Annotated in this window: 23 protein-coding genes and 1 pseudogene; 12 read left to right on the top strand and 12 right to left on the bottom strand. The window is 58.5% G+C overall.

From position 1 onward, the window contains the following. Positions 1-153: 153 nt before the first annotated feature. Entirely contained in the window at positions 154-651 is a 498-nt protein-coding gene (locus AC0NIL_RS31765; protein ID WP_013525124.1) for a hypothetical protein, read from the bottom strand. A gap of 544 nt (positions 652-1195) precedes the next feature. Between AC0NIL_RS31765 and AC0NIL_RS31760 the strand changes: the two genes are divergently transcribed. From AC0NIL_RS31760 to AC0NIL_RS31750, 3 genes are all read left to right on the top strand, one after another. Continuing rightward, complete coding sequence (locus AC0NIL_RS31760; protein ID WP_013525123.1) at positions 1196-1930, top strand: Crp/Fnr family transcriptional regulator; 735 nt, start codon at positions 1196-1198, stop codon at positions 1928-1930. A gap of 19 nt (positions 1931-1949) precedes the next feature. Beyond that, positions 1950-2186 carry a DUF6894 family protein gene (locus AC0NIL_RS31755; RefSeq protein ID WP_013525122.1) on the top strand — a complete coding sequence of 79 codons (237 nt, stop codon included), beginning with the start codon at positions 1950-1952 and terminating at the stop codon, positions 2184-2186. A gap of 225 nt (positions 2187-2411) precedes the next feature. Next, positions 2412-2651 (top strand): hypothetical protein, encoded by a 240-nt coding sequence (locus AC0NIL_RS31750; protein ID WP_032808429.1) that lies wholly within the window; start codon positions 2412-2414, stop codon positions 2649-2651. A gap of 387 nt (positions 2652-3038) precedes the next feature. Here the strand turns inward: AC0NIL_RS31750 and AC0NIL_RS31745 are convergent, their stop codons facing one another. Beyond that, a complete protein-coding gene (locus AC0NIL_RS31745; RefSeq protein ID WP_027161872.1) occupies positions 3039-3323 on the bottom strand; it encodes a DUF6894 family protein in 285 nt (94 codons plus the stop codon). Positions 3324-3434: 111 nt separating this feature from the next. Continuing rightward, on the bottom strand, positions 3435-3683 hold the full coding sequence (locus tag AC0NIL_RS31740; RefSeq protein WP_013525118.1) for a hypothetical protein: 249 nt from the start codon (positions 3681-3683) through the stop codon (positions 3435-3437). Between the two features lie 278 nt (positions 3684-3961). Between AC0NIL_RS31740 and AC0NIL_RS31735 the strand changes: the two genes are divergently transcribed. The 3 genes from AC0NIL_RS31735 (at position 3962) to AC0NIL_RS31725 (ending at position 8885) form a co-directional block, all read left to right on the top strand. Beyond that, on the top strand, positions 3962-7114 hold the full coding sequence (locus AC0NIL_RS31735) for a GAF domain-containing protein (protein WP_050596225.1): 3153 nt from the start codon (positions 3962-3964) through the stop codon (positions 7112-7114). A 111-nt stretch (positions 7115-7225) separates the two neighbouring features. Then, positions 7226-7552: a low affinity iron permease family protein gene (locus tag AC0NIL_RS31730; protein ID WP_473573652.1), complete on the top strand. Its 327-nt coding sequence runs from the start codon at positions 7226-7228 to the stop codon at positions 7550-7552. After that, complete coding sequence (locus AC0NIL_RS31725; RefSeq protein WP_224673152.1) at positions 7497-8885, top strand: phospholipase D-like domain-containing protein; 1389 nt, start codon at positions 7497-7499, stop codon at positions 8883-8885. Before AC0NIL_RS31730 ends, AC0NIL_RS31725 begins: the two co-directional genes overlap by 56 nt. A gap of 144 nt (positions 8886-9029) precedes the next feature. Here AC0NIL_RS31725 and AC0NIL_RS31720 read toward each other — a convergent pair whose 3' ends face one another. The 6 genes from AC0NIL_RS31720 to AC0NIL_RS31695 form a co-directional block, all read right to left on the bottom strand. Beyond that, positions 9030-9251 (bottom strand): hypothetical protein, encoded by a 222-nt coding sequence (locus AC0NIL_RS31720; RefSeq protein ID WP_013525114.1) that lies wholly within the window; start codon positions 9249-9251, stop codon positions 9030-9032. A gap of 9 nt (positions 9252-9260) precedes the next feature. Continuing rightward, positions 9261-9461, bottom strand: a complete 201-nt coding sequence (locus AC0NIL_RS31715; protein ID WP_013525113.1) for a hypothetical protein — start codon at positions 9459-9461, stop codon at positions 9261-9263. A 703-nt stretch (positions 9462-10164) separates the two neighbouring features. Further along, a complete protein-coding gene (locus AC0NIL_RS31710; RefSeq protein ID WP_013525111.1) occupies positions 10165-10458 on the bottom strand; it encodes a DUF768 domain-containing protein in 294 nt (97 codons plus the stop codon). Positions 10459-10600: 142 nt separating this feature from the next. After that, a complete protein-coding gene (locus AC0NIL_RS31705) occupies positions 10601-11203 on the bottom strand; it encodes a DUF4142 domain-containing protein (protein ID WP_082826787.1) in 603 nt (200 codons plus the stop codon). A gap of 59 nt (positions 11204-11262) precedes the next feature. Then, positions 11263-12660, bottom strand: a complete 1398-nt coding sequence (locus AC0NIL_RS31700; protein WP_013525109.1) for a cytochrome b6 — start codon at positions 12658-12660, stop codon at positions 11263-11265. Positions 12661-12889: 229 nt separating this feature from the next. Further along, positions 12890-13189 (bottom strand): hypothetical protein, encoded by a 300-nt coding sequence (locus AC0NIL_RS31695; protein ID WP_024504632.1) that lies wholly within the window; start codon positions 13187-13189, stop codon positions 12890-12892. 655 nt (positions 13190-13844) lie between these two features. Here AC0NIL_RS31695 and AC0NIL_RS31690 point away from each other — a divergent pair. Further along, complete coding sequence (locus tag AC0NIL_RS31690; RefSeq protein WP_024504634.1) at positions 13845-14354, top strand: ferritin-like domain-containing protein; 510 nt, start codon at positions 13845-13847, stop codon at positions 14352-14354. A gap of 510 nt (positions 14355-14864) precedes the next feature. Here AC0NIL_RS31690 and AC0NIL_RS31685 read toward each other — a convergent pair. Continuing rightward, positions 14865-15029 carry a hypothetical protein gene (locus AC0NIL_RS31685; protein WP_164752019.1) on the bottom strand — a complete coding sequence of 55 codons (165 nt, stop codon included), beginning with the start codon at positions 15027-15029 and terminating at the stop codon, positions 14865-14867. Between the two features lie 97 nt (positions 15030-15126). On the opposite strand from AC0NIL_RS31685, the pseudogene AC0NIL_RS31680 reads away from it, so the two are divergent. Together AC0NIL_RS31680 and AC0NIL_RS31675 are read left to right on the top strand one after the other, a co-directional pair. Further along, positions 15127-15375 (top strand): annotated as a pseudogene (locus tag AC0NIL_RS31680) (amino acid synthesis family protein); the annotation flags it as partial. A 398-nt stretch (positions 15376-15773) separates the two neighbouring features. Next, positions 15774-16091, top strand: coding sequence for an ArsR/SmtB family transcription factor (locus tag AC0NIL_RS31675; protein ID WP_050580505.1), 318 nt, complete (start codon positions 15774-15776; stop codon positions 16089-16091). 114 nt (positions 16092-16205) lie between these two features. Here the strand turns inward: AC0NIL_RS31675 and AC0NIL_RS31670 are convergent, their stop codons facing one another. Next, on the bottom strand, positions 16206-16505 hold the full coding sequence (locus AC0NIL_RS31670) for a DUF1236 domain-containing protein (RefSeq protein ID WP_013525105.1): 300 nt from the start codon (positions 16503-16505) through the stop codon (positions 16206-16208). A 474-nt stretch (positions 16506-16979) separates the two neighbouring features. On the opposite strand from AC0NIL_RS31670, the gene AC0NIL_RS31665 reads away from it, so the two are divergent. From AC0NIL_RS31665 to AC0NIL_RS31655, 3 genes are all read left to right on the top strand, one after another. Next, on the top strand, positions 16980-17357 hold the full coding sequence (locus tag AC0NIL_RS31665; protein ID WP_024504638.1) for a low affinity iron permease family protein: 378 nt from the start codon (positions 16980-16982) through the stop codon (positions 17355-17357). Positions 17358-18157: 800 nt separating this feature from the next. Further along, positions 18158-18901, top strand: coding sequence for a DUF4142 domain-containing protein (locus tag AC0NIL_RS31660; RefSeq protein ID WP_024504639.1), 744 nt, complete (start codon positions 18158-18160; stop codon positions 18899-18901). A 22-nt stretch (positions 18902-18923) separates the two neighbouring features. After that, the gene (locus AC0NIL_RS31655) at positions 18924-19520 is read left to right on the top strand and encodes a hypothetical protein (protein ID WP_013525101.1); all 597 of its coding nucleotides are present in this window, start codon (positions 18924-18926) and stop codon (positions 19518-19520) included. A gap of 500 nt (positions 19521-20020) precedes the next feature. Here the strand turns inward: AC0NIL_RS31655 and AC0NIL_RS31650 are convergent, their stop codons facing one another. Continuing rightward, positions 20021-21793, bottom strand: a complete 1773-nt coding sequence (locus AC0NIL_RS31650) for an SLC13 family permease (protein WP_473573651.1) — start codon at positions 21791-21793, stop codon at positions 20021-20023. Positions 21794-21915: the final 122 nt, after the last annotated feature.

Raw genomic sequence — 21915 nt, 5'->3', positions numbered from 1 at the left:
TGAGGAAATGCTTCGGTCCGGGGCCGCCACGGTCCTCGAACGTAGCGACTATGACGCCAGGGACTGGTATTTCAAGGGCCGCTATGGGAGATGGTCCAAGGGCGCGGGATGCTCGGATCAAAAACCGCGGGAACGCGGCCGTATCTTCTTTGATCACTGCCTGATGAACATGCCCGTATAGGTCTGGCCGGCGAGCGTATGGGTTGCGGACAGCGTGCCGTCGGGCATCATCCTAAAACTGACGTCCGCGCCATTCGGGAGGCGCCCCAGCTTCAACGTATTCCCTACAATTTTTCCTTCGCCCGCGGCCTCACCCGGATTGTCATCGCTCAGAATTCCCCATGCGTAGGTTACGGTCACCTTTCCGTTTGAAGAAACAGATTGAACAGACAGTTTACCTTCATATGTGCCTTCCAATCGCCCGACCCAATTGCCCGAAAAAGCGGCGTACTTTGTTGGAACGCCCTTTGAAGGAGGAATGATTGCCACGGATTGATCCATTATTGCCGGGCCGGGGGGAACAACGGCAGGATCCAAGGCGGATTGGGAGGGAATGGCAGCAGGTTCGATAGCGGCGGATTGCAGCGGTTCAGGAGCCGATTGGCACGCGGGTAGGGCAAGTGCTGCGAAGGCCAGTATAAGGTTCCGCATCAATTTCTCCACATCGTTTCCGAAGGACATATCCGAAAGCCCACTGATCGGCAGAAAGTTCCATTCCCCACCAGGCCGGATTTTGGAGACGCCTGATGAACCATGAGTGACCCCAATAGATAGCCGCTCGTCAACCGTGTAGCGACATTGCGCGGCCGCACCTCAAGCGGGCTCGTTGAGATGCCCATTTGCAAGGCCGGATTTCTCGCTTCAGGTGAGACGCCTTTTGCCTGATGCCTGGCCGGAGCCATCTGGCCCTCATAGGTGAGGTTGCAGCGTCAGGCCTTGGCGGATCAACCACCTCATGTGATGTCGCAGCGACCATTGCGAGCGCAGCCTATGTCATAGGTTAATGCGCTGCTCGAGGGGCTCGATTATGGGTGTGCAGCACTCCTGTGCCCCGTGCAATGAAGTCCCGGCCAAGGACCTGCCTCGGCATCCTGAATTCCCAGTTCCCGACCAGCAGTCCGGCGCCTCGTTACGGCTATCCGGAACTTTTGACGCGGATGCAAGTTCGATAACCAACATCAGCTAGGTAGCCACTTTGTCACCCACTTCATCCTCGGATGTACTTATCCGCAAGCTCCAGAGCATCTCGGATCTCCGAGAGGGCGATATTGATGTTTTGAAAGACATCCAAATTCAGGAGAAGGATTTTCTTGCCAATTACGACCTGGTGCGTGAGGGTGACCGCCCTGTCAATTCGTTCGTGGTTTTGGATGGCCTGCTCGGTTCCACCAAACTTACCGGCGATGGCAAACGGCAGATTACATCCTTCTTTGTGGCTGGGGACATTCCCGATCTGCATGGACTGCATCTGTCGGTCATGGATTGCAATTTCACGACCCTGACAGCAGCCAGACTGGGCTTCATGCGACATGACGCTCTTCGAGCCATTTGCGAACAGCATCCCCGAATCGCGACGGCTTTTTGGCGCTCGACGCTGATCGATGCAGCGATTTACAGGGAATGGGTAACGAATGTGGGACGACGAGAGGCCTATACGCGCATGGCTCACATCTTGTGCGAACTGATCTTTCGCTTGCGCTCGGTTGGACGCATCCAGGATCACGTCGCGGATCTTCCCATTACCCAGGCAGCACTTGGCGATGCATTGGGCTTGTCTACAGTCCACGTCAACCGAATGCTTCAGGAACTTCGACGTAGAGGCCTCATCGCCACCACAGGCCCAAGGGTGCAGGCTCTTGATTGGCCCGGCCTCACTCGTGCAGGTGATTTCGAAACGACCTACCTGCACCAAAGGAACCCCGCAGCTTAGTGGTGACGGAAGCTTTCGGATGGCACGATTTTTCTTTGATAGTGGCGATCACGATGTGGTCATCCAGGACGAAATCGGCATCGAATGTGCCGGTCTGGAGGAGGTGCGCCGCGTAGGCTTCGAAGGCCTTATCGACCTTACGAGAGATGCACTGACCGAGGTGGACGGGCAGCAAGTATTTGTTGAAGTGCGGAACGAAAATGGCGACAGGATTCTGAGGCTGAGCATCTCGCTTCAGATCAAGCTGATGAGATAACGTGCGATAGGACTTGCTGCGACAGAATGCTGCCGAACGCCGGCACACCAAACGGAGCGGCGACGAAACCGAATGCCGCGTGGCCGGACTGACGCACGAAGATGCCGCCGCCATTTGCGACCAGCTCGGGTTCTCCACATTGGACAAATCGGAAAGCCGCAGCAGAAGGGCATGCCCGCCTCAGTGGCGCAATCCGACTGATTTAATCGATGTCGCGATTTTTGTATGAAGTTCTGGAACGCGCACTCTCAGCGCTCGTTCATGTTGTCTCAGCAGAGGGTCGTCGAGATGCAACGAAAAGCGAACGAGGCAAGCCGGGTTGCGAAAGGCCAGGACCTTGAGGTCGAACATCTGGTCGAGCTCACGGAAATTGACCCCAAGCAGGCACGAACGCTGCTTCGCAGGCATGGCTCCGATTGGCCGAAGCTCAAAGACGAGGCGGAAGCTCTGAAGAAGGAAGACTAATCGTCACCTTCCGAGCGGTTGGCGAGAAAGCAGTTCTAGCTCATCCTCATCCGTGACCCCAGCCTGGTAGTAAGCCAGAATACGTGATGCGCGCCGCTCCTTCTCGGTTGCGGTTTCGTTTTTGATTTTGCTGCGTGCGAAGACGCGACTGAGCAGGGCAAGTTCTGATGGGGTGAAGGCGTCTCTATGCATCGCATCTCAACTCCCGCGCGCCCGTCTCGAGAGCGTCGAGGTGGGCTGAAGCCGTGTTGCAGCCTCTGCGCGTCTTTCGGAGATTAAACAAAAAGGCTGTCCGCACCAGCCAGAAACGGTCTTTTTCGGGTTCACGGCGTGATCTGCCCGGCGGCCGCAACATCTGGCTCGAGGGCGACAGCGGAGAAACCGGCTTCAACCCGATCGCAAGACGCCTGGCTCCTCTGTTTCCTTGAACTCTTCCGTATCCCTGGGCGCGGCGACCAGATCCTGGAATCCGAGAGTGGCGACGAGATAGCCTGCTTCGTCGTAAACCTTCGTCACCCAACTGGTCGGGTCCACGCCATCGACAATTCCGTCGAGCATGGCCTCCTTGGCTGCACGCTTCGCCTCTCTGACAGCCTCATCTCGATCAGCCATATCGGCAAAGATTGCAGGCTGGGCCATGCCTTCGATAAACTCGAAGCGGAATTTCGGCATCGGTCGCTCCAGTCATTGTGCCAGCGCATCGGACATTTCTGGCAGGTTTGACGCTCAACGCGGCGGTGTCGAAAAGGATGCAGCGGGTTGATTGCGCTTGATCATCAAACCTCAGGCAGCATTGCTGCCTCCCATCTCCCAGTCGCCTTGCCAACGTGCGCGCACGGCGATCATCAGTGTGGCCGCTTCCGTCATTCCTGTTTCAAACAACCTGATCAGCTCTCTCGCTACGGCGTTGGCCGCCGCCGTGTCGGGCAAGATAGCAAATTCCTGGCACAGCGCGTCGAACGCGTCGCGAAGGATGTTCAGGTCACTGGGGTAGAGAGCTTCCGTATTCGTGCGGGTTGGTCGGCTAAGCATCAGGCGCTCCTATTCGGCTACAGTGGGATTGCTCCCAAGCAGCGGCGCCCGTTACACAGCCGCTGACAATGGCTTTATGCGGCACAGCCCAGCAGGTGTCATTAAACTATGATGCACGGCGCGTCGTTCGCCCGTTGAGGGCGCATATGGAGTTGTCCTTGGCTGTCGTGACGCAAGTTTCTTCGCAATGCGTCGGCGGCCTAGCCCCGACCTGTTGTCCGGCGCCTGGAACTCTTCGCGACTGACGGCATTATCTAGTCCGACCAACCGGGGGCGAAATGGGAGTCACGTCACGCGAACGTTCGTCTGAAGTGCAGCGCTTCCAGCTTCTGGCGGGGTTGGGTGACAGGATTCGGGAGATCGATGATCCTGCCGAACTGGCATTTGCGGCAGCGGAATTGCTTGGGAAGCATTTTGGCATCAGTCGAGCCGGATATGGCACGATCGATCTCGAGAAAGAAACGATAGTCATCGACAGAGACTGGAACGCGCCGGGAATCCGAAGTCTGGCCGGAACTCTGAACTTCAGGGACTACGGCTCCTATGTCGATGATTTGAAACGAGGCGAGACGGTCGTCTTCGAGAATGCCGAGACAGACCCGCGAACCCACGACCATGCCGAGGCTCTCAAAGCAATCAGCGCCCAATCCGTCATCAACATGCCGGTTACGGAGCGCGGCGGGTTGGTTGCGTTATTGTACCTCAATCACTCCGAGCCAAGACACTGGACGCCGGCCGAGGTTGCTCTGGTTTCGGAAGTGGCTGACCGGACGCGCACCGCAATTGAACGGCTTCGTGCGGAGAAGGCCCTGCGTGAAAATGCCGAGCGCCTGGCCTTTCTGGATCGCCTCGGCAGAGAGATATCCCCGGCGACAGATGCCGACGCTGTCATGGAGGTCACCACCCGTCTACTTGGCGAACATCTAGGCGTTTCGATTTGCGCCTACGCTGACATGGAGCCGGACCAGGACCACTTCACCATTCGCGGCGACTGGAGCGCTCCTGGCTCGCCTAGCATCAGGGGATACTACAGTCTTGCCGATTTCGGTCGCCTCGCTGTTGGCAATCTGACCGCCAATCGGCCGCTCGTCATCAACGACAATCTCGAGGAAATTGCGCCCGAGGAAGCAAAGACCTTTCAGGATATCGGCATAACGGCAACGATCTGCATGCCCTTGGTCAAGCAAGGCCGGCTGGCTGCGCTAATGGCCGTTCACGACACGCAGCGCCGCGTCTGGTCGCAGCGCGAACTGTCCTTGCTGGCGGAGGTGACAGAGCGGTCATGGGCTCACATCGAGCGCGTCCGCTCGGAACAGGCTGCCCGAGCGAGCGAGGAGCGGCTAAGGCTAGCGACCGATGCAGCCGCTATCGGAACGTGGGACTATGATCCCATCACAAGGGTGCTGCGTTGGGACGACCGATGCAAAGCTCTCTTCGGTCTGCCACCTGAGGCGGAGGTGACATATGAGAGCGCGTTCCTGGCCGGTCTCCATCCAGAAGACCGTGAACGGGCGGATGAGGCCGTACGCCGGGCGCTCGCGCCGGGCGAGTCTTCCCGCTACGACATCGAATATCGGACGATCGGGCTGCGCGACGGAAAGGAGCGTTGGATAGCTGCAACGGGCGAATCTCTTTTCCGGTCCGGACGCGCGGTGCGTTTCATCGGCACCGTCATGGATATTACCGCGCGAAAGCGGGTGGAGAACCAGCTTCAGATGATGAATGCGACTGCCGCCGCCGTGGCAGCCGAGCTGGACGTGGAGCGCATTGTCCAGATTGTCACCGACGCTGGCGTCGCGCTGTCAGGCGCGCAATTCGGAGCTTTTTTCTACAATGTCCTCGATGACACGGGGGACAGCTATGTGCTCTACGCCCTGTCGGGAGCGCCACGCTCTGCTTTCGAAAATTTTCCCATGCCACGCAACACGGCCGTGTTCGAGCCTACTTTTCGCGGGACGGGCGTGGTGCGTTCCGATGATATCCTCATGGATGTGCGCTATGGAAAAAATTCGCCGAGGAAGGGAATGCCGGAAGGCCATCTTCCCGTGCGATCCTATCTTGCCGTGCCGGTCATTTCGCGATCGGGCGAAGTGCTGGGTGGGCTGTTCTTCGGACATTCCGGTTGCGGTGTCTTTGCCGCAGAGCATGAGACAGCCTTGCTGGGGCTGGCCGGTCATGCCGCCACGGCAATCGACAACTCCCGACTGTTCAAAGCGCTGCAGACGCTCAACGCCACTCTTGAGCAGCGTGTGGCTGAGGAAGTTGCCGAACGCGTCCGAGCAGAAGAGCACCTGCGCCAGGCGCAGAAGATGGAGGCCGTGGGACAGCTTACCGGTGGCATCGCCCACGACTTCAACAATATGCTGGCTGTCATCATTGGCGGTTTGAATCTCGTGCAGCGCAAGCTCCGAAACGGCGACACGAACGTGAACCACTTCGTCACCGGTGCAATCGATGGGGCACAACGCGCTGCGGAACTTACCAAGCGGCTGCTTGCCTTCTCTCGCCAGCAGCCCTTGGCACCGACGCGCCTGAATCCTAATCGACTCGTCTCCGGCATGAGCGAACTGCTGAGCCGAACGCTTGGAGAGACCATAGCAATCGAGACGGTGCTCGCCGCTGGGCTGTGGCATGTGGAGGCCGATGCAGGGCAATTGGAAAGCGCATTGCTCAACCTTTGCGTCAACGCACGCGATGCCATGCCCGGCGGCGGAAAGCTCACGATTGAAACGTCTAACGCCCATATTGACGATCGGTATGCGAGAGAAAACGCGATCTCCTCGGGCCAGTATGTGATGATAGCGGTCACCGATTCCGGAACGGGCATGACTGCGGACGTGCTGGCAAGAGCCTTCGATCCGTTCTTCACCACAAAGGGAGTCGGCAAGGGTACCGGATTGGGACTTAGCCAAGTGTATGGGTTTGTTCGTCAGTCCGGCGGCAGCGTCAAGATCTATTCCGAACTCGGTGTCGGAACCACCTTGAAGATCTATCTACCGCGGTCGCATGGCGGCATTCCCGACAGCCCGGCCGCCGCCTTGGCGGGCGAGCATCCGGGACATTCAGACGAGGTCATCATGATCGTCGAGGATGAAGATCGTGTACGCCTGATGGCCGCAGAAGCGCTGCGAGAACTGGGCTATTCCGTCCTGGAAATGTCGGGGCCACGAGATGCACTTGCCGCCGTGGAGAGCGGGCATGTGCCTTCGCTTCTGTTCACCGATGTGGTCATGCCGGAAATGTCAGGCCGCGAACTGGTGGACAAGGTCAGGACATCGCACCCGTCACTAAAGGTGCTCTACACCACCGGCTACACGCGAAACGCGATTGTTCACAATGGCACGCTCGATTTTGGAACGGAGCTTTTGACCAAACCCTACACGATCGACGAGCTGGCCGAGAAGGTCCGAAAGGTGCTCGATCGAAAGTAACGATCGGCCAGAGGCGATGTACTCAAGCGGCCGACCCAAATCCACTGCAGGCACGGCGGGGCGGTATGATGTCTCGCCGGAACCAGGGGGGACTGCCGCGAGTTCTCTGGAATGGCAAATCATCCGATCACCAGCGCCCTTACCACAATCGGCACACTGACTTCCCGTCCCGCTGCGTTCCTGGTCTTGTTGGCCTACGCAATTCTTTGGATGATTTTCGAGCGACAGAGCTTGGATTGGCATGGAGCCGCAACATTGTTCACGTGGGCGATGACGCTGTTCATCCAGCGCGCGGAGCACCGCGACACTCAAGCGAGCCACGCCAAGCTGGACGAGATCCTGCGGTCAGATCACGCGGCTTCAAACATCACCCGGATCGACGATGAAGAGCCTGAGGAGATCGAAAAACATCGCCATCGCCAGCAACAGGGCGATTGACGTGCAGCCTTTCGGTTCCGTTGCGTCAGGCGCCCGCAAGAAGACCTCCCGCATTGCGCCTTGGCGAAAGGTGCTCATCTATCTGGCCATTGCCGCCATCGGCAGCCTGCTCACGGTGTTGATCATAAACCTCACTCCACAGCCGCGCGTTCTACGATCTATCGTCCCCCACCGGTTCGACGCTACGGATCCCCAATTTCCCAAGACGATGAGCAGCTATTCGCAAGGGCAGATGTTCGGTTCCAACGCGGTCCAAACTCTCGTCAACGGAGACGAAATATTTCCCTCAATGCTGCAAGCAATCGGGGCGGCTCGATCCAGCGTCAACATGGAAACGTATATTTATTGGTCAGGAGCCATCGGCTACGAGTTCGCGATCGCATTGGCGACGAAGGCCCGCGAAGGCGTGGAAGTCCGCGTGAACGTCGACTGGGTTGGCAGCCTTCCCTTCGACGAGGACCTGATCCGCATCATGACGACGGCAGGTGTGCGGTTCGAACGCTATCGGCCGCTACGCTGGTATACGTTGGACCGTGTAAACAACCGAACTCATCGCAAGCTGCTGATCGTTGATGGCCGGATCGCTTTCACTGGCGGGGTCGGCATTGCCGATGATTGGCGCGGGAACGCACGCAACTCAAATGAATGGCGCGACACGCATTACCGGATCGAAGGACCAGCCGTGCCCGCATTCCAGGCGGCGTTCGCCGAAAACTGGCTTGAGACGACCGGCGAGACATTGCAGGGCGGGAAGTTCTACCCTGCAGTTGCGGCCGCTGGCGGTCTCGATGCGCAGTTGATACTTTCTTCGCAGCCAAACGGCTCGGAGAACATGGAGTTGATGATGTTGGCGGCAATAGCCGCGGCCAAGGATCATCTGCGCATCGGCATGGCCTACTTCGTGCCGGACGACATCGCGCTGCAGCAGATTCTTGATGCAAGGAAGCGAGGCGTCTCGGTCGATGTCATCGTTCCCAATTGGCTCACGGATGTGCCTGTGGTGCGAAAGGGCTCGCGCTTTTTCTGGGGCGAATTGCTCAAGGCCGGTGTGCGCATCTTTGAGTTTCAACCCACAATGTACCATCCCAAGCTTTTGATCGTCGACGATGCCTGGGTGAGCTTTGGCTCGGCTAATCTGGATGAGCGATCCTTGCGCCTCAACGATGAGGCCAGTCTGAACGTCTACGGCTTGGAATTCGCGCGGACGCAAATAGACGTTTTCAACGAGGACCTGAAGCGATCAAGGCAGGTCAGTCTGGAAGAATGGCAAGCGCGTCCGCTAAGCGAAAAGGTCACCGACTACTTTGCGAGCAGGTTTCGCTCCCAGCTCTGATAATGGCGAGGAGGCGGAGATCCAAAGTCCCCGCGATTGCTCGCCAGGTATTTCGCAGCCTTGCTGGATCAGGTCGCGGAAGCCCTCCCTCCCAGCCGCGCTCGCCGCTGGACTCTCCCAGTGTTCCGCACGGATGTGGAGAGCCTAAAAGACTTCGATCACCTTACGGCTTCTCTTTTTGAGAGCCTGGATGGGTTTGCGGCGAGTTTGCGGCTGCGCCGGCGACGACTCCACCGGACGCTGTGCAAGCCTTGCTTGTCTCAGCCGCGCCGTCTTCTCGGCGCGTTGTGCGCGTTCAGCGTCCAGCGTCTCTTGGCTGATGCGTTTGGCGCGGTCGTATCTTTCCTTGTCATGATTGCGCGTCACGGACACCTCCTAGCCAGCAACAAAAATCCTGCGAACCTTTTTGGTGACACGCTGCTTGCGTTCTATGGGAGACGGCGTGATGGCCTGTGCGAGGCGCGCTTCCTTTAACCGCGCCGTCTTGGCGGCGCGCTCAGCACGTTCCTTGTCGACAATGATTGCTGCAGCTGATGTGGTCTTCTCGTTGCGAGCGTCATTATTGGTCCGCGGCATCTCAGCGCCTCGCCTTAATTCTTGTCGCCCGCAGAGCCATTTTGTACCTGGGTCGTGCTCTAACCTGGTGTATCGCCCCCTTGGGCGAGATTTTGCCTCGATGAGCCGGCTTCATGCGCAGGTGGTTGTCGTTGTCCGCTTGTGGGATGGCCATCTCGGTTCTCCTATGCGGGCCGAACTTCGATATGACACAAGTGTTCCAAGGCAACGCGCAAGCTGCTGGGCTATTTTCGAGGCAAGGAAACGCGCTTCAGGCGCGTGATCGGGGAACCGTGACAGGGGGCCGTAGCTGGAACTTTGAGAGCGCAGATAGCGTCGGCGCCTGCACACGGCGGCCCTCTCCCAAAAGCTGTCAGCCGCGGCGGTGCGATTACCGGCAGCAAAGGAGCTTGGTGTCGACGATGAACTTCCTGGCGACGAGATCGTTCGGACATTGCTGCAGCGCAGGATTCCCCCGCGAGCGCATTAGCTGGGTATTGTATGGCGTTAGGGCCGTTGAACCACCACCGGGGTGTGTCAGTAGCACCTTACAGGCAGCCGCAGGTCCAAACGAGCAGCACCGTTCCAAGCGCATAAGGGACCAGAAGCAAACCTATCGTCACCCAGAAAGCCGGCTCTGCCAAGGCGGCCATGTCCTTGCGAAACTGCTCCATGGGGCTACCCCGGCAACTTCGACAAACGAAAAGAGCTGATCTGGTATGGCCTACGGCCCGCTTTTGGCATCTTCGACCTCCAGCGCATCCATGAGGGCTGCCACATCGCTGGGTTCGCCAGCGGCGTCACCATGCACGCCAGTTCGCGCTTTCTTGAGCGCTTGCTCGATCGCATCTTCAATGTTTCCGAGCTCGTCCTCACGCACCTCGCGACCATAACCGGCCGCTTCGGCATCCTGCTCGAATTGCTGAGCCAGCACGGCGAAGCTCACTTCCTCTTGGCCGGCAAGAGTGCCGACATTCTCCTGCAACCAGCTTTCAAAAAACTCTTTGGTCGCGTTCATCGGATAACTCCTCCACCGGATTAAGCGCGGCGGCGATCCGAAGTTCCGCCATGGCGTCACTTTCTCAATCAGACGAACAGAAGCGCGTGCGCTGACATTCACGGAAGGCAGCTGAACTTTCAGGTGCCACATGACCGCCGCTTCATTTGGCCTTTTGCGTATCCGGCGCGAACAGGGCTTGGCCTGCCAGCTTCGCGTGCAACGTGCGGGCCAGGTCAAGATGTTCAAGCACCGTCGGCAGCTTTTCGGAGGCGAAGCGCTGAAGCGCTGCATCCTCGCCCGAGCCTATCTCCCAAGCCAGGAGCTGCGCCGTCCTTTGGTGATCGACGATCTGCGCCCTCAGGTACGCCAGCTCAAACGCGGCGCCGTCGAGCTTTTCGAGATCGGAACGGATTTTCTTGTGATCTGGATCGAGCCCTTCGGGAAGTGGAATCTTGCTTTTATCGGCCACGGATTTCAGCTGCTCATTGGCCTTGTTGTGATCATCGACCATCCGATTTGCAAATTCACGGAGGTCTTCGTGGCTTGTCTTTCCAGCCGCGAGTCGCCCGAACTCTATCTCGGCCCTGCCGCCTGCCGTAATTAGCTGTACGAAAAGCCGATCCTGATAATTCGTCTGGTGCGGTGCTGGAACTCCAGGCTTCTCCATACTGGTATCGGGGGCAAGACCGGCTGGATTGCCGATTTGCGCCAGCGCACAGCAGGGCGACACTGCCAGGACTACTGTCATTATGGCGGCACGCATGAACTGTCCTCCATTCAATACCTAGTTAATTGTCGGCCACGGTTTTTCCCGGGTGATGTCTAGAGCGTGAGCAAATAGGCCACCAATGCTTCCTTTTCCGATTGGTCGAGCTTCGTTCCGAGCACCAGGTTGAAGAACTCAACGGTATCGCCCAGCGTCATCAGACGGCCGTCATGAAGATAGGGCGGAGAATCCTTGATCCCGCGCAACGTGAAGGTCTTGATGGGTCCATCTGGAATGGCAACCTGGTCGTTGAACGTCTGACCAACTTTGTAGAATCGCTCGAGCTTCAGGTCGTGCATATTGTTGTCCATGAAGGACTGGGCTGGAACATGACATTCGCCGCAGCGGCCCTTTCCCATGAACACCTGCTCGCCCTTGATCTCCAGCGCACTGGCGGTAGCCGGGTCAAGTCGTCCAAAGGGATCGAGCTTGGGTGCCGGAGGAAAATCGATGATGTTCTGCATCTGCGCCATCATCGCGACCTGGTTGGGCCGATCCGGCAGGTTCACGCCCTTGCGGGTGGCGCTCACGTGATCGCCGTTGAAATAGGCGGTGCGCTGTTCGAACTCCGTAAAGTCTTCCACGGAACGCAGCGAGCGCTTGGATCCGTGGATCTGCTGGTTGAACAAGCCGCGCAGGCTGGTTGTGTCGAGCCGGAAGCGCTCGGCTTGCGGCCGCACGTCCGGGGTGAGGTGAAACGCCCCGTTGGTGTGGAAATTGGAATGGCAATCGAGGCAAGCGACACCCGTGCTTTGCATCGCTACCTTCCTGTCCTCGGTCTGGTTGAATTCCTCCTGCGGAAATGGCGTCAGCAGCAGACGAAGTCCTTCCATCTGCACGGGCGTGATGATGCCGTTCATGTATTCGTAGAAGTTGCGTATCGTCAGCAGATCCCCTCGCGACACATCTCCAAGCTCCGGGTGCGTGGTCAGAAATATTGGAGGTGGAAACTCCGGGGTAAGGTGATCCGGTAGATCGAAATCGACGTCGAAGCGGCGCAGATCGCGTCCTTCATCAGCGCCGATCTCTCTAATCTCACTTTCAGGAAAGACCTGACCTCCGGCGGCCTGCTTGACGTGCGGCAACGGTAGGAAGCCTTGCGGCAACAGACCACGATCACGAATTTCCTGAGGGGTTTTCGCTGCCAGGCTGCTCCAGGTTTCGCCTGCCGGCAGTTTCACTCGCGAGCCTTCTTGTACAGCCTTGCGCCCGCCCGACATCATGACGCCGGGCATCGGCCGGTCGGCCAGATCGTAACGGCTCTCGAGCAGGCCGCGTTGCCGTTGTGTCACAGCCGGCTTTTGCGCCTCGTCAGTTTCCTTGACCGCAGAAAAAGGCAAGCTTGGCAATGGTCGATACGTCAGATCCGGCGGCAGCGGGTCCGAAGCAACATTGAGCGTGAACGTTGCAGCGCCAAGCAGGACCGGCAAACCAAGATTGAAGATGCGCGACATATCCCCTCCCCACAGCGTTGAATTTGGCCCCAACCAGTGCGCGCCAGCTTTGTTCCATAGCTTTGATAGCCCCAACGCTCACGCTCGGCTTTCGATGATCGCCGGTGTCGCTGCTTTGGAGGGTGCGATCTGCGTGCCTTGCCTGCGTGCCGCTCTCGCCATCTTCTGGCTGATGAGTGCACGTCCGCTACCGACTCGTGGCCTTGTAGCCCGCACCGAGCGAAGCTATCTATCCCGACATTCCGGATTGTATCACCCCATCGGCCGACGACCCGTCAGACATCGCCGCATTGTTGATCTGGTCCGTCCCGAACTGAGCGACCTGAACCATCATAGCCCTGGCCTTTGCAATGAGTTCATCGTCGGGAAGAGTATGCCCGGCCTGCAGGGTAACTGTAATACACTCGCCTCCCTCGCCCCGAAATTCCACGACCGGAGCCTGGTCTCGGCTGACGACAACTCCCATCATCTGCATAAAAACCTCCTCGTCGCTTCCTGTTGGCCAGACAAACGCACCCAGCTCGGCCATCTAATCCTTGACATAGGCCCCAGGTTGACGCCCGCCTCTGGGCGCCTTGGCGTCTTTCGAATGCTCGGCGACCGCAGGGCCTGCTCCGGATATTTTCTCTGGGGCCGGTGAAGGTGTCGCCGACTTTGACGGGGTCCTGCCGCTCGATTTCTCGGGGCGGTGTGATATGTCAGTTGAAGACTTGTCTGAAGAAGTCATGGCTCTTTCCCTAGCGCGAAAACCCCAATACCAACCTGCGAAAGGCCGTGACGTTCCATCGTGATATGATCTCCGTTGTTGAACCTGCCTCGCTGGGGCGCACCGGCAACGGGCTGATTTCGCAAGACGAATAGCAACGGCCAAGGCGCTCGGGCAAGACACAGCCTGACACGTCGCGGTGCGGGTATTGGAATGCGAGCCGACGCGAAACGCTTCATTGAGATCATCCATCACGGAACCCGCGGCAGGCAGCAGCTTCGTCATTTCTGCAGGAATGCGTTTTGCCAACGCGGACACCGCGACCATGCCCGTCGCCCGCCACTCTCTCCTGGTGCCAAGCGCCCGCTTGCAGCGCCTACCTCCAGGAGCCTGCAATACAGGCTGACTCGGCAGCTCAACCGATGAGGAACAATATCTCCCTTTGAAAGTTCTGGCCGACCCATGAAGGAGGTATGAAATGTCAGAATCACGCGAATGGCTTGTCCAATGGCTCAGGGATGCTCACGCCATGGAGGAGCAGGCCGAAACCATGTTGAATGGGCAACTGAACCGGATAGAGAACTATCCTGAGCTCAGCGAGCGGATTCGCCAGCACATCCAGGAGACCAGACAGCAGGCTGCTCGGCTGGAAACCTGTCTTGACCGCATCGGACAAGGATCTTCCACACTGAAGGATGCCGGCGGCAAGCTGACGGCAATGGCGCAGTCGCTCAGTGGGGTGTTCGCCGGGGACGAAGTGATGAAGGGATCGCTTGCAAGCTACACGTTCGAGCACATGGAAATCGCCTCCTACACAATCCTGATCGCCGCCGCCAAATCGCTAGGCGAAGCAGAGGTCGCCCAGCTCTGCGAAGAGAATCTGCGTGAGGAAGTTGCGATGGCGGACTGGTTGAAAAGCCATATTCCAGCGACAGCCGAGCAGTTCCTCGCGCGGGCCGACTCGGAGAGTGACAACGCCAAGCGCTGATCTACGATCGTGGCTCGCAGGCGATAGTGAGCGCCGGTCAGCGCAGCGTACGGGCCCACGCTGACCGCCGTGGCGCGGGCCCACATAGCAACTACCTTGACCAGGTAATATTCGTATCGGTCTTGGGGGTGACCGTCCTGTTTGGGCGGCAACGACAAAACGACCTGGTCTGATGACGGCAGTTCCTCATGCGGGCGTGGAGCGTCATTCCGATTGAAAACAGGAACTGAGAGAGCGGCATCTTGCGTCAAGACGCAAGTCGCAAGAAGCATCGTTAGGCCACTGAAGTGAGAACCTCCGTCGGGCCGGGCCACGAAACATTCGGCAGCGGTCGGGCGTTGTCTCGGGAGTTTGGGGCGACCCGCACCGCCATGTTTTCTTGGCAGGTGATCGAGTGCGTTCTGGGAAATGCGCGTGCCACGCGGCCTCCGTTATGGCCTGACGATTCGTCCCATCAAGCTGGTCGTTTGTGCCCTCATGCGAGGAGGAAGTCCTTCCAGGCCGAGCGGGTCAGGCAACACCGGAGTATTTTTTCATTACCCTTGCTGCTCGCACGAGTGACGACCAATCAGCTCCCATAGTGGCGACGAGGTCACTAGCTTCTTCGCTGGAAATGCCGGTGCGGGCGGCGAGCTTCTTCGCAAGCAAATCGAAAGCCAGTTCGACTATCGTCATCGTTCAGCCCTTTCGCTAAGCTCTCCAATACCCTCTCGGAGGGTCTCTCGCATTAGCCCATGTTAATGACGCCATTATCCGCGAGGCGAGAAGCAATTTCCTTCACCTCGTGGGCGGCACGACCTATCTCGAATTCTGCAACACACGCAGCGCGCCTGGCGCGCTGCTGTCGCTTCCGATGATGCACAAGAGTGAGAACGGTCGCCGCTCACACTTCATCACCGCCAATTTTCAGATCGCAGACGGCCCGGCTGCCGACGAGATCGTCGTGGCCATCGGTGCTGCGGACGGCGGCTGGGTCGGCATGCGTCAGGAAGGCAGTCGCCGATTGACGGGAACAATTTAGCGAACAGTAAATTCAACGGTCTTCTGGTAGGAGGCAAAAGTGTCCCAGCGAAGCGTCGACAAAGACCGATTGGAGCGCGCAGACCGCGAGGCAAAAGTTGCTAACGCGGCCGAGAGAGAGGCGCGTTATTTGAAAACTGCGCGACTTCGAGAACAACGCCTTGCTGCCGAAGCCAAGGGTCCCCAGGCTTCGAAGAAAGGCCGATCCAGGAGCTAAGGCGCTTAGCCGCCGAGGCTGGCCGTGAGACAGCGACGCCCTTCTGATGGAACATACACCACGCTAATAGTTCTAGCGCGCCGGGCACGCGACGATCCCGGCACATCCTCATTGGGGCGCCCGCCGCTGCCGTCAAGGAGGCCGGCGCAAGGCGCGCTCGACGCGTGAGCGAGGGGAACATCATGAATCCCGAAAAGCCCAGCATTTATGCGCCATCCGCCGAGCTGCTCGCTGCCATGGCTAATGAAAAGCGCCTTCTCGCTCTAATGATTCTTGCTGACGGAGAAATGTCCGTTTCTGATCTGGCGCCGCGATTGGGGCTTAGCAACTCAGCACTCTCCCAGCATCTCGGCATGATGCGAGAATCTGGTCTGGTCACCCGGAGGCAGGAGCGCCATAAAGCGTATTACTCGTGCACAGATCTTGCCCTGAAAGTCCTTGAGCTCCTGGACTGGCTTGTTGAGCGGAAAACTCTGCCTGGCGGCGACCATCATCCATAAAGCCGGACCTTTGGAAGGTTGCGATGTCGGGACTCAAGGCTCGTCACCGGATTGTGGAGATTTGTAAGCTTCGACCCCGCCGCCAGGCGATGGCGGCGGGGTTGGATGGTTCGTTCAGTCGTAAACCTTGATGATTTTTCGGGTGCCCGGGTCCACCAGCACCGTGCGGTTGTCGACCACAACGTAGCGATATTTGACGTTGGGGACCTCATGGATCTCAACCGTTTCCGGCAGGGCTGTCCCGACATTCAGTTCCACGCCGGGGAGCTTGACCGACGCCAGGGGCTGCTTCTTCACATATTCGCGGATGACGGTGTCCTGTTCCGGCTGGATGATGATGTCGTCCGCGGCGGCTGAGCCGATCCCAGCCAATAGCAACATCGCTGCTGCGGTGTTCTTTAGAAGCATGTTCATATCTGCACTCCTGTAGGGACGGGCGCAACACGATCATCGTCCCGCGCCGCCCGGCAAGTTGAACATGGAGCCGCCCTAAACGTTCCGCCCTAGGTACTTAGGTCTAGTCCCCTTGGGACCTAAGTCTGGTTCTGGAAACCGCATTGGTCCTGTCAGCGGCAGCGGCTGGAACGCTTGGCTTCCGCGGCTGTTGTCTCTCGAATTTGGAAGAATGCAGATGGATAAAGTGTGGACCAAGCACGCTGGTTATTCGCGGCTGTTCCCTTTCTCGTGATGGCACTCGTTCTTGGCTGTCATGTGGTGGATCGGCGGGCAAACGTCCCTTCCGACGCCGAACCCGTATCTTTAACCTGCAGTAGGTGACCTGATGTTGCGCGACAAGGAGAGTCGGATCTTAGAGGCAGGCCTGTTGGCGGCGGTGCCTGTTTGTGTGGCGATTACCGCACTGGTCGCCTTGATGACCTTGGCCAGCATATGAATCGGTTCCTTTTCGCGGCCTCCGACTTCCTATCTCGGCCGCCAGGCTTCTATGTCATGCTCATGGCAATGGTTTTGTGCACCGCCCTGGTGCCTTTTGGACTGACAAATGCGGTCACCTATGCCCTGTCGGTTGCCGCCATCGTGATCACCGGTGTTGTCCTTTTACAAGGCTATCGCGATACCGCCGCCATTCACGCAAAACTCGACGAGATCATCGTTTCACTGAAGGAAACCAGGAACGACGTTGTCGGATTGGAGCATGCCGAGCCGGACGAGATCAGGGAGAAGCTTGTAAAACTCGAAGAAGAAGCGTCCCAAACGATCGGGGCTGCCAGGCGCGAACTTTCGAAAGCAACAGGAGAGAGATCATGAACAATCTCATTTGGCTCGTTGGTGCGGTGGTCGTCGTCTTGGCGATTTTGAGTTTTTTTGGCCTTCGGTAGGCGACGAGCATTTCCGCCGACAACCTGAAGGATCAGGGGGAACTACACTTGGCGTCGCAAATTGCTTTCATGAATGACAATCAGCCGCCCCCCGACAAGTTGATATCCGAGCCACCGCCAGATTGGCAGGGCGTGTTTTTTGCCACCGCTGCCCTCGTCTCGTCCTTATGCGCCCTGCTGCTGGCATTTTGGATGTCTGTTTGATCGCTGTCGGAGGGGCCATTGTCCTATAAAGAGCCAAAAAGGTTTGGCATCAAAGTTGCTTTGACAAGTTGGGGCGGATGAAGCCCGCCGCTTCGCAAATGGGGCGGCGGGCTTTCATAAGCTAACCCTCAGAAACGAGCCTTGGCCGGCATTTTACTTGGCGAAGGTCACGCATGTCGACCTGCTGACGCCGCCGGGATGCCTGGGTAAGCGCAATCTGTTGCGCTACTGACATCTTTCCGCCGTGTGGTGATCTTCTGGTCGGCCGTCCCGTCTGCTTCAGGCTCTTTGCCGGCAAGCATACCAAACTCACCGTTGGTTTTCCGCCATCAGGTCCCCTCTGCGAGCAATGGCAACTCTTCGATCGGTCTGGGGTTCCTGGACAATCTGGGATCGGTGTCACTCCGCCCAGCTCGTGACGGCGGGAATGGCGCCCCGAAAATATCCGACATTTATCAAGGCCCGGAACAAAGATGGCGCCGGGAGATTGGAGTTCATCGTCCTCCTCAACCAAGGAACCTAAGCATGAGAACCAAACTACGCATGGCATCGCTGTCGATCGCGACCGCAATGACCGCTGTACTGCCTGCCTTGTCAGCAGAGACGGCCCAGGACTTCGTCACGAAGGCCGCGATCGGCGGGATGTTCGAAGTGCAGTCCAGCAAGGTCGCTCAAAGCAAGCTCCAGGATCCGACCCTTAAGGATTTCGCGCAGAAGATGATCTCCGACCACGGTGCTGCGAACGCCAAACTCGAGAGTATTGCCGGCGAACAGAAATTGCAGGTGCCCGCCGACCTCGACGCTGCCCACAAGAGCGACGTCGACAAGTTGCAGTCAGCTGCGGCGCCAGTCGATGCAACCTATGCCGACATGCAGAAGACGGCGCATGCCGATGCTGTAAGCATGTTTGAAAGCTACGCCAGGGACGGCGACAATTCCGCTCTCAAGTCGTTTGCAAGCGAGACGTTGCCGACACTCAAGATGCATCAGGAGATGGTTGGCAAGGTCGCGGCTGCCGCTCCTGCCCCCGACAGTTCCGCGCCAGCCGCGTCCGATGCGGCCGCCACAAATTCTGTGGCCCCGGTGCCTGGCGCCAACAGCTTCACCGAGGACCAGGCCAAGAACGCCATCGAGAAGGCGGGCTACTCGGACGTCTCCGCCCTGACGAAGGATGACAAGGGCATCTGGCGTGGAACGGCGAGCAAGGACGGCAAAGCAGCACCCATCGCCCTCGACTTTCAAGGCAACGTCGTTGCCGGCAAGAATTGATCTCCAACCAAGGACAAATCAAATGAAAACCGTAACAGGCCTCTTCGACAATTATGATCAAGCAAGCGACGCTGTGGGCGAGCTTGAAGCCACGGGCGTTCCGCACGACGATATTAGCATCGTGGCGGGTAATTCGGGCGGCCGGCTTACGGGCGAAGCGTCGGAGGCTGGCGAGGATGCGGCAGCAGGGGCTGGTGTCGGCGCCGTAGTCGGCGGGGCCGGCGGTCTGCTCACCGGCCTTGGCCTGATGGCCATACCTGGTCTCGGCCCCGTGGTTGCCGCGGGCTGGCTGGCAGCGACTGCGGTCGGCGCTGTCGGCGGTGCCGTGGTCGGTGGCGCAGCTGGCGGCATCATCGGCGCGATGACAGAGTCCGGTGTGCCGGAAAGCGACGCACATGTTTATGCCGAAGGCGTTCGGCGCGGGGGAACAATGGTTATAGCCAGGGTCGAAGACGACCTTGTCCCCGACGCGGAACAGATACTGAAGCAATATAATTCCGTCGACATAGCCCATCGGCGAACCGAATACGAAGCAGGCGGTTGGACCGGCTTCGATCCAACGGATGAAGTCTACACAGGTGATGACCTGGAAAGCGCCAGAGGTCGTCGCAACGTGTGAGATGAAATGACTGGGCGGCTAACAGCCGCCCTCGTCCTTCCTGCGCGATGTGCAACGCTGGTATCTCAGGTAGCACCAAGGTCGAATGGTCGTCGCGACGACTTGCAGTTCACCAGGGCCCTGCCGCTGAGCAACACACGACTTGTGATGCTGATCGCAGCCCGAAAGGGCCTCGTATTCTCGAAGAAAGAGTTATCGGCCTGTCGTCATCACGAAGGTGAACCGGCTTTTCCTAGGTGAGAAACGACGTCAATACTCCGCCAAGCCCCTGACAATCTCGCTGCGGTGTATAGTCCATGGCCTAAGGTTTGTTTGCTGGATTTCCCTTTGCCCCGATAGAGCGGCCGGAACACAGTTTCTGTTGCCGCGGGCGGGACGAGAGGGGAACTGCTGGCGACACTGACCGCAGGTTGGCCAGCCCGCGTCAGGCTTGCGCGGCGACCTCATTCACGATTGTGGTGTCGTGTGGGATTTCCAAGAAGGCATCCGAATTTCGGATGTCAGTTCATTGGCCAGACGATCATAAGCATCGGCACAGCAACAATGACTACGAGGAAAGACAGGGGAAGTCCCAGACGCGGATAGTCGCTGAAGCGGTAGCCACCCGGCCCCATGACAAGCGTGTTGCACTGGTGTCCGATCGGGGTGAGAAAATCACAGCCGGCGCCAATGGCGACAGCCATCAAAAACGGTTCGGGCCTGTAGCCCAGATCACTAGCAAATTCGGCGGCGATAGGCGCCATGACAAGGACGGTGGCGGCATTGTTGAGGAATGGCGTAACGGCCATGGCGGCGACAAGGATGAGCGTCAGTGCGCCGGACGCCGGAAGGAGGGTCCCCAGTCTAGCAAGCTCGCCGGCAACTACTCCCGTAGCTCCTGTACTGCGTAGTGAATCGCTCACTGGAATGAGAACGGCGAGCATGACGAGGATAGGCCCATCGAGCGATTGGTAAACATCGCGGAGCGGAATGACCTTGAAAAGCACAATCGCGACCGCGGCCGCGAAAAAAGCGACGGACACTGGCAGCAGCCCAAACGCCGTCGCCACCATGGCGAGAGCAAGGACCACTACCGGCACGATACCCTTGCGGACGCTACCAAGAAGGATAGCCCTTTCTGCCAGCGGTAAGCAGCCGAGTTCACGAAGTATCTCGGGCATCCTCGCTGCACTGCCCCGCAAGACGACAACGTCCCCGAGCCTCAGCTCGACTGCGGCCAGCCTGCGGTCGAGGCGCTCCCCACGACGGCTGACGGCCAGGAGGTTGACGTTGAAGCGATCGTAAAGGGCAAGGCGCTGGGCGGTCCAGCCGATCAAAGAGGAGCTTTCACCGATTACGGCTTCGATAGCGACCATCTCGTTGGTGGTGTCGTCACCACCGCCCCTATCCCCGGTCACGCTGAGCCTGCCCTGGGAGACAAGGCGATCCAGCGCTTCTGGGTCGCCCTCGAGCAACAGGATGTCATCCACCTTGAGGACCACGTCGGGCAGTGGCGTCATCCGCATCGTGCGATTGCGCAGGATCGACGTCACGATTGCATCGCCCCCGGCGAGCTTCATGAGGTCTGCGACGGTTTTCCCGAGCACCGTGGAGTCGGCGACAATTCGAGCCTCTGTAAGGTAATTCTTGATGTCGAGGGCTTCATTCAGTGACCCGCCATGCTTTTCGCGCACCGGCAACAACCAATAGAAAAACAGCAGGAAGATCGTTCCGGCAGCGGCTATGGCAGCTCCAACAGGTGTGAAGTCGAACATTGTGAAGGCGGTTCCGATCAGCTCCTGTCGCACTCGGGACACTACGATGTTGGGTGATGTTCCCACCTGCGTCATTAGTCCGCCGAGCAGTGACCCGAATGCCATGGGCATCAGGAATATCGAGGGTGAAATGTTAGACCGGCGCGCGAACTGGAAGGCGATCGGAATCATGATAGCGAGCGCCCCGATATTCTTTACAAAGGCAGAGAGGATCGTGACCACGATCACCAGCAGCGCCAGTTGCGACCGAACTCCCGATAATTTCGGAGCAAAGCGCTTGATCGCTGCCTCCATGATACCCGAGCGTGCTATCCCTGCGCTCACCAGCAGAGCACTGCCGACAATAATCACGATATCGTCGCTGAACCCGCTGAAGGCTTCGTCAAAAGGCACAATGCCAACCGCGACAGCAAGCAACAGTGCCACAGCCGCGACCAGATCATATCGATAGCGACCCCACACGAACGCTGCCATCATCACGAAGGTTACGGCAAATGACAAAATTTGCGGCGTAGTCATGTCTTCGAATGCCCCGGCCCGCCAGTGCGACTAATGAGAACGGCCAAACCGCCCCTTTTGTTGCTTCGCTCATTGCTGGGCCAAAGCGGTCCGGCGGCGTTGGGCCAGGAGCGGATCGGCAG

Source organism: Mesorhizobium sp. WSM1343, from assembly GCF_055901535.1.
The sequence above is the reverse complement of the archived record's forward strand: the minus strand, read 5'-3'. Positions and strand labels throughout refer to the sequence as shown.

What these genes read in the sequence shown, in the direction of transcription:
- AC0NIL_RS31765 (WP_013525124.1), bottom strand. Translation starts at nt 651, where the DNA reads ATGCGGAACCTTATACTGGCCTTCGCAGCACTTGCCCTACCCGCGTGC.
- AC0NIL_RS31755 (WP_013525122.1), top strand. Translation starts at nt 1,950, where the DNA reads ATGGCACGATTTTTCTTTGATAGTGGCGATCACGATGTGGTCATCCAG.
- AC0NIL_RS31750 (WP_032808429.1), top strand. Translation starts at nt 2,412, where the DNA reads ATGAAGTTCTGGAACGCGCACTCTCAGCGCTCGTTCATGTTGTCTCAG.
- AC0NIL_RS31745 (WP_027161872.1), bottom strand. Translation starts at nt 3,323, where the DNA reads ATGCCGAAATTCCGCTTCGAGTTTATCGAAGGCATGGCCCAGCCTGCA.
- AC0NIL_RS31740 (WP_013525118.1), bottom strand. Translation starts at nt 3,683, where the DNA reads ATGCTTAGCCGACCAACCCGCACGAATACGGAAGCTCTCTACCCCAGT.
- AC0NIL_RS31735 (WP_050596225.1), top strand. Translation starts at nt 3,962, where the DNA reads ATGGGAGTCACGTCACGCGAACGTTCGTCTGAAGTGCAGCGCTTCCAG.
- AC0NIL_RS31730 (WP_473573652.1), top strand. Translation starts at nt 7,226, where the DNA reads ATGGCAAATCATCCGATCACCAGCGCCCTTACCACAATCGGCACACTG.
- AC0NIL_RS31725 (WP_224673152.1), top strand. Translation starts at nt 7,497, where the DNA reads ATGAAGAGCCTGAGGAGATCGAAAAACATCGCCATCGCCAGCAACAGG.
- AC0NIL_RS31715 (WP_013525113.1), bottom strand. Translation starts at nt 9,461, where the DNA reads ATGCCGCGGACCAATAATGACGCTCGCAACGAGAAGACCACATCAGCT.
- AC0NIL_RS31710 (WP_013525111.1), bottom strand. Translation starts at nt 10,458, where the DNA reads ATGAACGCGACCAAAGAGTTTTTTGAAAGCTGGTTGCAGGAGAATGTC.
- AC0NIL_RS31705 (WP_082826787.1), bottom strand. Translation starts at nt 11,203, where the DNA reads ATGCGTGCCGCCATAATGACAGTAGTCCTGGCAGTGTCGCCCTGCTGT.
- AC0NIL_RS31700 (WP_013525109.1), bottom strand. Translation starts at nt 12,660, where the DNA reads ATGTCGCGCATCTTCAATCTTGGTTTGCCGGTCCTGCTTGGCGCTGCA.
- AC0NIL_RS31695 (WP_024504632.1), bottom strand. Translation starts at nt 13,189, where the DNA reads ATGGCCGAGCTGGGTGCGTTTGTCTGGCCAACAGGAAGCGACGAGGAG.
- AC0NIL_RS31690 (WP_024504634.1), top strand. Translation starts at nt 13,845, where the DNA reads ATGTCAGAATCACGCGAATGGCTTGTCCAATGGCTCAGGGATGCTCAC.
- AC0NIL_RS31685 (WP_164752019.1), bottom strand. Translation starts at nt 15,029, where the DNA reads ATGACGATAGTCGAACTGGCTTTCGATTTGCTTGCGAAGAAGCTCGCC.
- AC0NIL_RS31675 (WP_050580505.1), top strand. Translation starts at nt 15,774, where the DNA reads ATGAATCCCGAAAAGCCCAGCATTTATGCGCCATCCGCCGAGCTGCTC.
- AC0NIL_RS31670 (WP_013525105.1), bottom strand. Translation starts at nt 16,505, where the DNA reads ATGAACATGCTTCTAAAGAACACCGCAGCAGCGATGTTGCTATTGGCT.
- AC0NIL_RS31665 (WP_024504638.1), top strand. Translation starts at nt 16,980, where the DNA reads ATGAATCGGTTCCTTTTCGCGGCCTCCGACTTCCTATCTCGGCCGCCA.
- AC0NIL_RS31660 (WP_024504639.1), top strand. Translation starts at nt 18,158, where the DNA reads ATGAGAACCAAACTACGCATGGCATCGCTGTCGATCGCGACCGCAATG.
- AC0NIL_RS31655 (WP_013525101.1), top strand. Translation starts at nt 18,924, where the DNA reads ATGAAAACCGTAACAGGCCTCTTCGACAATTATGATCAAGCAAGCGAC.
- AC0NIL_RS31650 (WP_473573651.1), bottom strand. Translation starts at nt 21,793, where the DNA reads ATGACTACGCCGCAAATTTTGTCATTTGCCGTAACCTTCGTGATGATG.